Origin of the sequence: Paenibacillus sp. W4I10, from assembly GCF_030816325.1 — a bacterium.
Classification (GTDB): domain Bacteria; phylum Bacillota; class Bacilli; order Paenibacillales; family Paenibacillaceae; genus Paenibacillus; species Paenibacillus amylolyticus_B.
In genome coordinates this window covers 1,242,351-1,256,163 of record NZ_JAUSXX010000001.1, presented here as the reverse complement: position 1 = coordinate 1,256,163, position 13,813 = coordinate 1,242,351, and the positions used below count along the sequence as shown (strand labels likewise).

9 protein-coding genes and 4 pseudogenes are annotated in these 13,813 nt (G+C 42.1%); 1 reads left to right on the top strand and 12 read right to left on the bottom strand.

The window, feature by feature from the left end; all coding sequences use genetic code 11:
• Positions 1-113 precede the first annotated feature (113 nt).
• From QF049_RS05805 to QF049_RS05765, 9 genes and pseudogenes are all read right to left on the bottom strand, one after another.
• A pseudogene (locus QF049_RS05805) lies at positions 114-859 on the bottom strand (class I SAM-dependent methyltransferase).
• Between the two features lie 35 nt (positions 860-894).
• Entirely contained in the window at positions 895-1,317 is a 423-nt protein-coding gene (locus QF049_RS05800) for an NUDIX hydrolase (protein WP_307535580.1), read from the bottom strand.
• 84 nt (positions 1,318-1,401) lie between these two features.
• Positions 1,402-2,472, bottom strand: a complete 1,071-nt coding sequence (locus tag QF049_RS05795; protein ID WP_307535579.1) for a CHAP domain-containing protein — start codon at positions 2,470-2,472, stop codon at positions 1,402-1,404.
• Between the two features lie 132 nt (positions 2,473-2,604).
• Positions 2,605-3,030, bottom strand: coding sequence for an NUDIX hydrolase (locus QF049_RS05790; protein ID WP_307535577.1), 426 nt, complete (start codon positions 3,028-3,030; stop codon positions 2,605-2,607).
• A gap of 58 nt (positions 3,031-3,088) precedes the next feature.
• Positions 3,089-3,868 (bottom strand): phosphotransferase family protein, encoded by a 780-nt coding sequence (locus QF049_RS05785; protein ID WP_307535575.1) that lies wholly within the window; start codon positions 3,866-3,868, stop codon positions 3,089-3,091.
• Positions 3,869-3,929: 61 nt separating this feature from the next.
• Positions 3,930-5,723, bottom strand: a complete 1,794-nt coding sequence (locus QF049_RS05780) for a serine hydrolase domain-containing protein (protein ID WP_307535573.1) — start codon at positions 5,721-5,723, stop codon at positions 3,930-3,932.
• A gap of 20 nt (positions 5,724-5,743) precedes the next feature.
• Positions 5,744-6,043: pseudogene (locus tag QF049_RS31340) on the bottom strand (class I SAM-dependent methyltransferase); the annotation flags it as partial.
• Positions 6,044-6,738: 695 nt separating this feature from the next.
• Positions 6,739-6,948 carry a hypothetical protein gene (locus QF049_RS05770; protein ID WP_124115211.1) on the bottom strand — a complete coding sequence of 70 codons (210 nt, stop codon included), beginning with the start codon at positions 6,946-6,948 and terminating at the stop codon, positions 6,739-6,741.
• A 148-nt stretch (positions 6,949-7,096) separates the two neighbouring features.
• Positions 7,097-8,374, bottom strand: a complete 1,278-nt coding sequence (locus QF049_RS05765) for a WD40/YVTN/BNR-like repeat-containing protein (protein ID WP_307535569.1) — start codon at positions 8,372-8,374, stop codon at positions 7,097-7,099.
• Positions 8,375-8,662: 288 nt separating this feature from the next.
• Here QF049_RS05765 and QF049_RS05760 point away from each other — a divergent pair, with 288 nt between their 5' ends.
• On the top strand, positions 8,663-9,592 hold the full coding sequence (locus QF049_RS05760) for an L-lactate dehydrogenase (RefSeq protein WP_076217081.1): 930 nt from the start codon (positions 8,663-8,665) through the stop codon (positions 9,590-9,592).
• Positions 9,593-9,870: 278 nt separating this feature from the next.
• On the opposite strand, the pseudogene QF049_RS05755 reads toward QF049_RS05760, so the two are convergent.
• The 3 genes and pseudogenes from QF049_RS05755 to bcaP form a co-directional block, all read right to left on the bottom strand.
• Positions 9,871-10,732 (bottom strand): annotated as a pseudogene (locus QF049_RS05755) (tyrosine-type recombinase/integrase).
• 153 nt (positions 10,733-10,885) lie between these two features.
• Entirely contained in the window at positions 10,886-11,965 is a 1,080-nt protein-coding gene (locus QF049_RS05750; RefSeq protein ID WP_307535564.1) for a hypothetical protein, read from the bottom strand.
• A 259-nt stretch (positions 11,966-12,224) separates the two neighbouring features.
• A pseudogene (bcaP, locus tag QF049_RS05745) lies at positions 12,225-13,662 on the bottom strand (branched-chain amino acid transporter BcaP).
• Positions 13,663-13,813: the final 151 nt, after the last annotated feature.

The following is a 13,813-nucleotide window of genomic DNA, read 5'->3' as shown; positions in this document are numbered from 1 at the left end:
GATTTATTACGTTCTCCATTGATCTGCTTTCAACCCATAAATATAGCGATATATAGGTAGCAGTATCCATTTGATATTTAAACATAGTCCACTCCCCGATTCATTGCATTTAATCATCGTTTTCTTGCTTTGATCACAAAAGTTACAGGTAACATCTTCGCTCTTTTAAGGAGATTATCGCTATTATCATGTAATTGCATGATATCCTCATCAGATTCTTCAATCATTTGTTCAATGACAAAACCCGCTTTCGCCAACGCATTGACATAGGTTGATATTTCCGATCCGCTAAAGTTAATTCGCCCTGACAAGAATTAGGAGATACCGCATACCACGATTCATCAGAATATGGCTTATTGAAGACAAATCTATCGTTTTCTTCAACGATACATCTATGAATTGGATGAGACCAGCTGAAAATAAAAATGCCATCTTTCTTTAAATAAGAAGCGATTCGACTGAAAGTACCTTGAAGATCAGTGGTCCAACCTATGGCATAAATTGAATACACAACGTCAAAATAATTAATAGGGATACCACATTCCTCTTCCATGGGTGAACATATCAATTTTGCCGAAATACCATATGTCCTCAAGTGTTGTTGTGTCTTTTCTATCTGTTTCTGTGATATATCCATACCCCACAGCTCACCAGCGTTGTGATCCCCATGATACCGCAAGGATTGACCATCTCCACAGCCCACCTCTAACATCTTTAATCCTGAGACATTCCCAAATAGTTGGTGTTTTTCTTCTGATATGAATGCTCCATAATGTGGAAGCACGATTGCTCTCAAAAAGTCCTTCCCTCTTGTATCCCAATAGAAGCTGTTTGTTTCATAAACACTGTTCTTGTTCATCTGTTAGCCTCCTTTATACGCCTACGTCCAGAACATCACTTGTTACCCTCGTTGAAATATGTAATCTCATTTCCATAAAGTAAGCTTTTAAAGCCGTTCTTGTAGTAAGGCATGAGTTCATCTGCCTGTGTTATATCCAACCATGCAATCTCAGAGATTTCATCTGGTCTTGATATCTCTTCTCTCCCTCCGACGATTTCCGCTCTGAATGTGATCAAAATAGCATGTTCCTTAATTTCTTCAAATTTACACTCGTTGATTGCTACAATACCGTGCACGCTAACATCAAGTCCTGTTTCTTCTTGGGCTTCCCTGATTGCAGCTTGTTCCCATGATTCATCAGCTTCAACAGCTCCACCAGGCAGCGACCAGTTTGAACGTCCTACATTTCTAACTGCAAGCACTTTAGTCTTGGATGGATTGGTTAGTAGTGTATATACTACATCGACTCGTTTCATTGATTGAACTTCCTTTCTGATATTGATCTTCCTATGTTTTTGATAACCTCAAGATACATAAACTAGCACACCCATGTATATCAGCTAAGTTGGTCTATACTCTCCTTGAAAATTAAATTGATAGCTGTCACTTACACGGATATATCCGAGAATACAATATCCTCTTTCTCTGTATAAAACGCTAGAGTAGTTTTTATTGTCTGTGTTCCCCTCTGCAACCAATAATTGATCACCGTCACAGGTCAAAACAATTCCAATGTGATCGTGAGAATTATCCGTTAAGAGCTTCTCATAAATGACTATATCACCACGCTCTGGTTCAAAACCTTCTTGCATATCCCGATAAAAGAATCCTGTTTCAGCTAGCTTAGCCCAGTCCAACCAAGCACCCACCCCAGCTAATCGATACATTCGATTAGGATATCGAATAGGGAGTTTTATTCCAACTTCCATACAACAATGATATACAAATGCGGCACACCAATTGGCTTCAAGTACTTTATAGATATCAGAATCCGGCCAATACCTGCAAATTTCCTGATATCGTTGATCCCCTGGAGTACCAATAATATTTTGCCTTGCCAGCGTTTCTGCTAGATCAGCTAACTTGGAACGCCGGTCTTCAGTATTTATGTTAACTGTTTGCACATTAACATTAACGTCTGCTTTTATTTCCTCCTTCGATATCCCCAATTCAGTAAATACATTCTCTAATCTACTTATCTCTATCTTTGATAAGCTTCTACCTGGATTCTGGAAGTACATCTGAAACAGTATGGCATCTTTTATAATTTCTTCATATGGGCCATGAACTAGATGTGTATCTTCCTGATAAAAGATTGATTTAAGAATGATAGATAGTTCATCTGTCGTAAAGATTTCAGCACTGCGTAATATCGGTCTAACAGCATCCGCACTATTAGAACCAGGAAAGTCTTCGATTCCTGTTTTGTAGAAATAAAAACCGTGGAGTAACCCTGCAATCGCAGTAATTTCCGAATCCTGTACTCTTTTCATAGCAAGCATGGAAGCTAAATTAGAAACCCCATAAAGATGGACCAACATACCTTCCTTGTTAATACTTTCCTCAAGAAGCATTTCATGAACGAGACTACGAACAGTGTCCAGCCGTTTAGATTTCTTTCCCGAACTCAAACTTTGGCCTCCCTACCTTTCTTGACTGGGTCATATTCGGCTTTATTCCTAGACCCATATCTATGGTGAATCTGCAATTAAAGGTAATATTAGAGAATACACTGTAATATGTACCACGCTTCTGGGAAACTTTTAAATATTATTCTTATCACTGAACTCAATGCAAAAAGGTTGCATCTCAGGTTTTAAGCAATACTCTATTCTTTCTCTGAAGTTTTTCCATTCGACTTTTAAAATCGCTTCTTCAATTGGAAAGAAACCAGAGACTAAACTCTCAGATGATGTCGTTAATTCCCCACCTATCGGTCTTGCTAGAAATAATGTGTTACATATTGAATTTTCGATATTCTGAAATATTCCACAAAACTTGATGATTTCAATGTCGATGCCAGATTCTTCTTTCGTCTCTCTAATTGCAGCTTGACTAAGAGATTCTCCTTCTTCTACTTGACCACCTGGCATTTCCCATCCTCTTCGCGGTCCTCTAATAAGTAATAATTCATTTTTGTCGTTTATCACGATTGCAGCGGCAGATAAGATGTGTTTTGGAGGGCTCATTTTTTCGACTCCTTCTAAAGAGATTGGATATGCATTTGAAGAACAATTTATAGCCAGACTAAAAGAAGTTATATATCCCATCTTCAAAGTAATTGTATTCTTCATCCGTTATTCTTAACTTTCCATATCCGTTATAAAATATTTCTCTATCTCTTTCATTATCAAACGCATTAGGTTTTGGTCTAATGGCTAATGCTACATCATATCTTGGATCGCCATAAGCGGCACCTGCCCAGTCAATAACTCCAACAATATTGCAATCATTAACTAGCACATTATCTATAGTAAAATCTCCATGAATGAAAGTGTTCTCTATTGGTTTTGGTCTTGCTTCTTTCAACTGTTGAAGTAGTTCTGCTGATCCGTCTACAGCAAAGTGAGTTAGATTATATTCTGCTTTATTAAGCATTGTATCTAACCAAGGACTGTCATTGTTCAATAATTCAACAGGACAAGAGCATTCATGTATTTTCTTTAGACAAAGCCCAAAGTTAAAAATCGTTTTTTCTTTACTTTGGAGGTCAGGCATCTTAGAGAGAAATTCTCTTAAACTTATTCCATCAATATAATCCATCAGAAGCCATCTCGATGTGTCCTCCGTATGAAATGAATATACCTTTGGAACAGGGAGTCCCGTATGGTAAAGGTATTGGAGCACCTTATATTCATCGGATAACCATTCATTATAAAGATCGTTTTCTGTCTTCTTGATGATGTACTTTTGATCAAACGTATCCAGTATAGCCACAGTAGAAGTATGACCCTGCTTAGGAAAAGTGATTTTCTGGACTTCCCCTATATGTTCTTTTATTTCAATTGGGAGATCTTGAATGTTCATAGTTTTATCCTTTCTACTATCTCATGCTCTTTCTGATCATGTTCTCGTCGATAATTCCGCTCTAAAAGTACAAATCCCATCCCATAATAAAAGCAGCAAATAGGAAAGCCGACATGCCAGACATGATGTATACCGCCTTTTGCTTGTTACTGTAACTTCTCTTCAGCAGTTTGTAGAACATCAAGATAAGGTACGCCACAGCTAGAATTACATAAAGCAGGTTTAAAATGAGATGTATGCGTAACGAAGAATAAGGGGCAAAGCCTAAGGCGCGCATGAACAATAGGATCGTATTCAAAATGAATGCCAGACTGGCAATATTAATGGCAATATGATATTTATCAAATCCTGTGCCGGGTCTTTCCCAGTTTTTTAATTTGTATTTGGATAACCGAATAAAATAGCCAATTATAGCTCTCAAACTGAGCAGGATGGCTACTGCAAGAGCAATAAAAGATGCTTTGATCAAGTTTATCGTTAAATTGGATATGGGCAAAAAGTCATTATAAGGAATGGAGACCTTCTCAATAGTCCCGTTACGCTCAACAATATTTGCAAAGTTACTAAGGTCAAATGTTGTATACTTCTGCAGACTTAACATCGAATATGCCTTCGTAAAACCGGAAACGACCCGTCGCGCAGGCAGATAATATCCCCCACTCTCAGATGTAACCGAATTTGTACTGAAGCTACTTCCAAACACCTTCTGGACAAGACCAACGCTATAAGCCATTTCATTTGACTGGTTTGTCATGACCACTAACCCAAAATTAGACTCCGGGTCAATAACAAATTTACTTGTAAATCCCGCCGTACTTCCAGCGTGTTCCAGTGCAGGCACCCAGTACTCCACTTCAAAGAAGCCATGTGCAATTCGAGGATTAGAAGTTCCATCATAATATAGACTTGGTGACAGCATCTCGTCTAACGTTTCCTTGTTAGCAAATAATAAATTGCTATGATCCACAGGCATTAAGGCTGCAAGGAATTTAGCTGCATCCTCTGCTGTGCCAATGGCGCCCCCCGCAGGGTATAAGCTTATGTATGCTCTGTTCTTAGGAATTAGTTTCAGATTCGTAGTGTAACCCTGAATCTCATTTCTTCGTTTCAAGACGTTTAGATTATCGTATTGTGATGGGTGAATCGATGTGTCTTTCATGTTCAGTGGTTTAAATATATGTTCGTTGACATATTTGTAAAAGGGTTTTCCGCTTTGCACTTCAACGATGTAAGCAGCCATAGCCGTACCATAGTTTGAATAAGCAACAACACTCCCAGGTTTATCGATCTGCCTTGGTTCAAATTTTTGTAATGCTTCACCTAATTCCACAATATCACTCTCAGATGAGTACCATAAATCGATCAATCTATCCTCCCATCCTGCGTTATGATGCATAAGGTTCATTAGGGTAATGGGAGCATCGTATTCAAGCTTCTTTAGAAATCCTTCCGGCAAATAGTCCTGAATATCGGTATCCAAATCAAGCTTTCCCTGTTCTACAAGCTGCATAACACTCGTCCAGACCAATAGTTTAGAAGTTGAACCCCATTCAAATACAGTAGAGGTGTCTGCCTTTCTCTGTTGCTCAAGATCTGCGTATCCATAGGCCTTATTCACAATGGTCTCACCGTTCTTGATAGCTACAACCGAAACGGCAGCGGTATTCTTCTGATTAGTGGCCACGTATGAATCAATCGTTTCCTCTAACGATGACAACGCAATTCTGGAGGGCGTAGTCTCCACATTCTCTACCTCAGCGTTTACAGGTACCGCACATGTCATAATGATTAAAGCGAATGACAGAAAACAAGTAATTGCTTTATAAACATAGTAATATCTTTGATTAATCTTCATTGGCTACTCCCCTTATCGTTCTAATATAGTTTTCGTGCCTTTATCACAAAGGTTACAGGGAGCATCTTTGCTTTATTGGCAAAATCATCGTTTTGCAGTTGCCTTAATTCTTCATCAGATTCCTCAATCAATTGCTCAATGGCAAATCCAGCTTTGGCCAACGCATTCACATAGGTTGATAGTTTACGATCCAATAATGCTAACTTACTTTCGCAAAGAGTTACCGAATACTAAGATTCATCAACCTAACATTTAAAAAAAACAAGTCTATCCTCTTCTGTAGCAACACATTTGTGGATAGGGCGAGACCAACTAAAGATAATACCCATCCTTTCTTGGAACCAATAAATCAATTCCACATTTTGAGAAAATTACCTTAATTATTTCTATAATAACCCATGCTGCAATATTTGCGAAGTACATTTAAAAGCGCATACATTTCACTCCAAATCAAAAAGAACCCTCCCGCAGGAGCGTTCTCCGTGAATCATAGGCTTAGCGTATATCAGATCCATCTTACTATACTTTTCGCTCACATACGTTTGTAGTTGTACAAGCTGATTTATTGCTTCCCATCTGAGTTTAAATTATAGAATGTATCATTTATACATTACAAAAAATCATATTATGCTTCCTCCCTGCCTTGGGCAGCGGGAGGAAGCATCGAGCAGTTAGAGAGAGGTGTCCTATAAACAATATGTGTTGTTGTTGTGTGTGTTGCATCTGACCATCTATTTAATGATCAAGTTTAAGTTTATCCATTACACCTACTAATTATTCTTGGATGCACAGCCTTGTGGCCATGGACATCTTAACACAAAACAAAAAAAGGCACTACCAGCGTTCTGCCAGCAGTGCCTTTCTAATATTCCCATTTAAATGATTCGTGAGAATCATTCCAATCCGCTTTTACTAACGCAGCAACACCTATGCTCAAACCATTTCATTAGTCACTGCGGTCTCTGAATATTGGCAAAACGTTGATATATCAGCTTTTTTTGATTAGTTTCGATTACTATGCGTACATCAAGTCCATAAACCCGCGAGTTACATCTCCACCTTCAGCTGGTTCGGGTTGGTCTGCCTGTGCGTGTTCTGCCATGCAAGCCTTTACTGCATCCTCTGTTGTACAACGATTGGCATCGTCACATGTGTAGCATAATTGAAGCATGTATCTGGTTAATTCATCCGCCTGCGTGAATTGAGTTTGACCGTTGGTTCTCATCTTCATCACTCCTTCTCTTGTTGAGTTAAATATATCACCTTCTAGTGGATTTATTTGTGATTTATTTCACAAACTAAACAAAAAAAGAAAAGGATCCCTTAGGCTCCTCTTCTTTCTCCTATCTATTCACATCGATAACACTCTACGTTTATAGTACTTTCCAATGTACACCGCCATCTACCGTTTGCAATAACAACGATCTTTTGGCATCTGTATTTTCAACCAATATCCAGCCAAGCTTGGGGTTAACCATCTGAATCTTCACAATCTCCGGATAGTCTTCGAGAATTTTCTCCAGTACACTGCTTGCAGGAAGAGCGCTCCACGTTTTGCCCGCATCCTTGGTGTGATAGGTTATGCCCTTTTGCATCGCCCAACCTTCCGATGCGTTTAGAAATACCGGTGAAAGGTTACGATTCGGACCCGTTTGTTTGTTTAAAGTGAAATTGGACAGCTTCCAGCTCTTCCCGCCATCGGTGGTAAAGAATCCATTAAATGTCGTGCTCTCCCCTTGGGAACAGGACATTGACATCCAGGCTGACTGTACTTCACGTCCAAAAAATTGTGGTGAACTGACACTGAAATTACTACACCCGTTGAATTTGTTTCGATCAAAGAAAGATGGTCCAGTGTCCCAGTTCTCTCCACCGTCGGAAGTTACATACAACTTCGGTGTGCCGAACTCAAGCGCTGTTAAGAAACCATGCTTTGGATCCGAGAATGTCATCCCTGTTGTGTATCCACGTTTGGAAATCTCTTCTGCTTCCTGTTTGCCGTCTTCATCACTAGATGACATCCGATTCCAGGTGATTCCACCATCCTCGGTAAAGTAAAGTTTCTTCTCCTGTTTACCAATAGCGGTATCCACGGTGGTAAGAATCCAGCCTTTTTCAGGAGATACAAATGAGATCGCAGTCACTTTATCCGTTTTGGACAGAGAAGACAGACTCCAACTTACGCCTCCATTGTTGGTACGAAGCACCATGGTATCTGTTCCACCCATGCCTTCACGAACAATCCAACCGTGTGCACGATCTACAAAATAAATGCTTTGTCCATATTTAGGGTTAGCCGGAAACTGTACATTTTCCGAAGGTGAAATATTGATCCAGGTCTTTCCCTGATCCTGCGTGTAGTACAGACGCAACGCATTTCGTGTTACCCCCCATGCCAATCCTCCGTTGTCATTGAGCAACTGAAAATCGGTCAAACGGGTCTGTATTTGGTACTTGGCCATATCCGCAGATTCTGTACTGTTCACCGGGGGAACGACGGTTAACGTCTGTCCTGTATTCCCAGCGTCCTCCTGCTGTTGTGGAGGTTCTGCTTCTGGCAGTTGATCTGAGTCGGTGCAGGCAGCCAATAAGGCTACTATACCTATAGACAGCAATGCTGTCTGCGCGATTTTAATCCATTGCGAACGCAAGTGGGTTCCACCTCTCTCATCCAATATACAGGCGCGCATGCCTGTCCTATGGCGTTTTATTTACGATTCATTAGAATCCACTGCTCCTATTCTACCACAAACCTTGTGTAAAAGGCTCATCGCACACTCATAGCCTGCGCTTCAGCCCTTTTCATCCTAATATGTTTTTCGACGGAATAATGGGTAAAAAGACATGAAATGTGAACTGTTTTATAGACAACACTCGCTTTATGTTCTCTAATCCCTTAACATGGATGGGAGTATAACCCAAAAGGAGAGGATATGAAAATGACAAACAGTGCAGCTCTGAAACCAAGTCGTGTCGTGATTGTAGGCATGGGTGCGGTGGGAACAACAACGGGATACACGCTAATGTTGAGACAGCGTTCGTCCGAGTTGGTATTTGTGGATGTGAATCATGATAAGGCAACCGGCGAAATGCTGGATATGAACCACGGTCTTCCATTTACGGGAGGCGTGAAAGTATGGGCTGGCGATTATTCCGACTGCAAAGATGCAGATATCATTATTATTACAGCGGGTGCTTCCCAGAAACCGGGCGAAACCCGGATTGATCTGCTGAAGAAAAATGCAAGCATTTTCAAAGATATTATCGAGCGCATTACTGAAGTGAATTCTCATGGAATTTTACTGATTGCAACCAATCCTGTAGATATTTTGTCCTATACTTCGTGGAAACAAAGCGGATGGCCTGCTTCCCGCGTCATCGGTTCAGGTACATTGCTCGATAGCGCACGTTTCCGTTACCTGATTGGTAAGAATAAAGGGATCGACCCGCGTAGTATTCACGCACACATTATTGGTGAGCATGGAGATTCCGAAGTACCGGTATGGAGCCTGGCTAACGTTGCAGGAACAGATCTGGAACTGGATGAAGAAACACAACAGGATATCTTCGACCGTACCAAAAATGCAGCGTATGAGATTATTAATGCCAAAGGCGCGACTTCCTATGCAATCGCCCTTGCTCTGGACCGCATTGTAGCTGCAATTCTCGGCAACGAAGGCTCCGTTCTGAACGTATCCACTTACCTTGAAGACTACAATGGTGTATCGGATGTTTATCTGGGTGTTCCATGTGTTGTCGATCGCAACGGTGTGCGCGAGATTCTGCCTCTACCGCTGAATGAATCCGAGAAAGTGGCTTTCCAGGCATCTGCTAACAAATTAAAAGAACAGATCGCTGGATTGGAATAATCCTGCCACAAAACACGCAACCATTCATGGTGTGAACGATTTAGCATGTTAAACGTTGTGAATTAAGATATCCGTGCTAGCCAAAAGGACCATTTGTTCTTTCAGAGAGAAGAAGCGAATGGTTCTTTGGTTTGGCTTCTATTTATATGCCTATTTAGTTATCAGATAATCAGTTTACATAATATTAATTATGTTCAAATCTCCACCATCAAATCAATAACAAAAAAGCCTGTCACTTGGACAGACTCCTTTTCGGATTAAATATTAGCTTTTCACTTCTAATATGACGGAAGTTTAACGTCCAGCAGAGCCATAGCCTCTTCTTTCTCCCTACTGGTGACGTGTGTGTACACGGTTGTTGTTTGAATCGACGCGTGACCAAGCAGTTCCTGAACCGTACGCAAGTCGGCTCCACGCCGTAACATCATGGTCGCGAAGGAGTGACGCAGCTTATGACTGGAGTAGTTTTGACGTTGATTAGCTGGTGATTCCTGCTGGAAGCGTTCAAACGTTTCCGTAGATATGAGCTGGATACTGCGAATAGACAGTCTTTTTCCTTTTTGCGAGACAAATAAAAGCTTCCTCTTTTGGCCTCCAAGGATCGAGACGCTCAGCCATCGCTTGAGATAATACTTTTGCCACGGTCTCCGGTACAGGGAGCGAGCGCCATTTACGACCTTTACCAAATACATCCAATGTACGCCGCTCCGCATTATAGTCTTTGCAATCCAACGCATGCACTTCTCCGACCCGTAATCCCATATATCCCATCAGTAGAAAAACAGCCAGATTACGTGTGCGATACTTCCCATCTACCGACTCCAGAAAACGTGTCAGCCCACTTTCATCAAGGAAAACGGGCGCACGGTTTTTCTCGGTTTTGGATTTTTTGATCCCAAACGCCGGATTATTGGTTAACAATTCGAGTTCAATGAGGGACTTGTAAAAACAGTTCACCGCCGCATGTTTGCGATTTCTCGTGGCATCACTAACCCCACGCTCCCGCGCACGGGACAGAAAAGACAATACATGCAGCTTTTTGACCTGCTCCAGTGACTTTCCTTGAATGGAGACCAGGAATTCCACCACGTCACCCGTGTATGATTTTACCGTATGGCCTGTATATCCGGCGTCCTTCATCCATATGTGAAAAGCTTCTAGCTCGTCCGCATATTGCTCCTGAATCTCCTCGGTCATCATCTGTCTACGTCACCTCGATTCGGTTAAAATTGACTATGATTATTTACACGGGCACTGCGATGACAGAACAACCTTCCTAAGTTGAACAGTGCTCTATGCTTCATCCACAATGACAATGTCAATCAGCGGAATGATCGTTTCGGGTTTGCCTTGACTGCGAGTAAGTACAAACGATGGCAATGGATTCTCGTGCAGCCCATTCACGGATTCACAGATCTGAGTATATAAATCCATGTGCAAAGTCTCGCCTTCACCCGCCACATCAATGACTGGCCAATCGTTCTGAATGCAGGCAGGCCAGTAAGCCAGCTCATTCGCAGGTACGATACTTAATTGTTGAATGGACGGATCAATACGGTAGATCCCTTGCCGTTCAGGTTCATCGCCCAACTTGTCCACGGCAAGTATTTGAGCAGACTGCTCATCTGGTGCAGAATAGAGTGAATAACACCACGGAGTCACGCCCCAGGCAATCGCCATCAGCCCCTCTTCCAGCAAAGTATCCGACAGGTTTCCTTCTGCAAATTGTTCGATCAGATTATGGTTACCCGGTCCCATCAGTTCCTCTACACGTTCAGCGAGTCGAGGCAGGTCAGCGAGGATGAATCCTCCTCTGCCGTAGGAGTCAAATACATGATGGTTTCTGCTCCACACAGCTTGAGATGGCGAACTCAACGACGCTTCTTCTGCCGGGAAAAGCGATATAAATGCGGTAATCACCTGCGCGTACTTAACCATTGCAATCTGCTCAGGTTCGAGTGCACCTTCAGCAATACGTGGTGTTTTCATATGCAGGGAGATTCGAAGTTCGTATTCCCCTTCTATAAATTCTGACCAACCAAAATCAACAGAATGTTCAACGCCTTCAATAGAAGCAATGGAGATCGAGCTATCCGGTTTCAGGTTAACAGCATACTGCACGTATGCTAACTCCTGACCGTAGATGATATTGGCATCCTGACGATTGACGGGCGAATCCAACTGTTGTGCAATGACAGATACTTTACGTCCATCCTTCAGAAGGCGCTGCGGATCAATATCCAACTGTAAGGTTTGTGAATCCTCTAATTGTGAAACAATTAACTGCGCCTCTGCAAGTACGGATGAGTCAGCTAGTGCAAATCCAAAAGCTGCATTTTGATGATCTGAATTCGTATGTAATGGTGTGTTCATGATACATCCCCTCTCTTATGTCTGATGGCATGTCACATCCCCAAATATATTTCATATTTGGCTTAGCCGCAACCCCGCCCCTGTGATTAAGTTGGTTACGTCCCTTATTACTTACCCATATATGAAGAAAATTCCAACCTTCCCCTGCTGTTATCATCCTTTATTTTTCTATCTAAAAAAATCCCCATCCCGCTTCGCCTAAGCGATACGAAATGAGGAAAAATGAAGATGTTCTCGGTTAAAGACGTTCTCAACTAATCTATTTATCCTTCGCTCTGAAAACACTGGAGATCCGGCGTGCCGGATTCAGATGACTATAATGGCGTCCATACGCAAAGTAGATAATCAATCCGATGATCAACCAAGCAAAAAACGTAATCCATGTCAGCGCTGCAAGGCGTGTCATCAAGTATACACAACCCAAGGCACTCAGAATCGGAATCAGTGGCACAAGTGGAACGCGAAATCCGCGTTTGAGATCAGGGATATTTTTACGCAACACAATAATGCCCAGACTTACGACTGCAAAAGCAAACAATGTTCCGATGTTCGTAAGCTCCGCCAAATGTCCCAACGAGATGAACCCGGAGAACAGAGCCACGATAATGCCTGCAACCCATGTCCCTACCGCTGGTGTCTGACTTTTACCACTAACCTTGGAGAAGACAGGTGACAGTAGTCCGTCACGAGACATGGAATAGAGCCAAACGTGTCTGACCATACATCATGACCAGCAATACCGTCGTAATCCCCGCAATCGCTCCAAGAGATACAATCCAGGATAATCCCTTTAATTGAACAAATTCAAATGCAAACGCAACTGGATCACTTACATTCAACATGTTATACGGCACGATCCCTGTGAGAATCAATGATACAACAATGTAGAGAACGGTACAGATCGCTAGTGACGCAATAATTCCAATCGGCAAATCCCGTTGAGGCCGCTTGACCTCTTCTGCCGCTGTGGAGACCGCATCAAATCCGATGTAAGCAAAGAATACGGTTGCTGCTCCAGCTGTTACACCTGAGATACCAAAAGGCAAAAATGGCTGCCAGTTGGTTGGCTCTACATAGAAAACACCTACACCAATGAAGATCAGCACCACGATAATTTTAATCGCTACCATGATGCCGTTCGCACGAGCAGCTTCCTTCACCCCTCGGGTAAGGAGGAAAGTGATAATTAACGTAATGACCGCAGCTGTGATGTCAAAATAGGTTCCCTTTTCCGGGCTGAACGCACTCGTAAGCGCATGGGGTAACTCCAATCCGAATCCGGACAATAACGTCTGGAAATATCCCGACCACCCGCTGGCTACCGCCGCACTTGCGAATCCATACTCCAATATCAGATCCCATCCCAGAATCCATGCAATCACTTCGCCAAAAGCCGTATAACTATACGTGTACGCACTACCCGATGCCGGTATGCTTGAGGCAAATTCCGAGTAACATAATGCTGCGAATGCACATATGATACCTGCCAGCAAAAATGACAGTACAAGGCCCGGGCCAGCATACGTTGCGGCAGCTACACCGGTCAGCACAAAAATCCCGGTACCAATAATAGCTCCTACGCCAAGTGTGGTTAAGTCCAACGGACCGAGCGCCCTTTTCAATGCACTGCTGTTATCACCCGCTGAGGCAATTGGTTTTTTACGAAATAATGAAGATCGATGTTCGTTCTCACGCATAGTCATGTTCCTCTCATCATAAATCTTGAAATGTGCTATGGATGTAGCAGAGATTGGATGGCTTCTCATCTGTTCTATGAAAAAGTCATTTGTTCTATCTTATCGATCACCTATAAAAACCTATCGAATTCTACACGTTATCGCGTTGCTT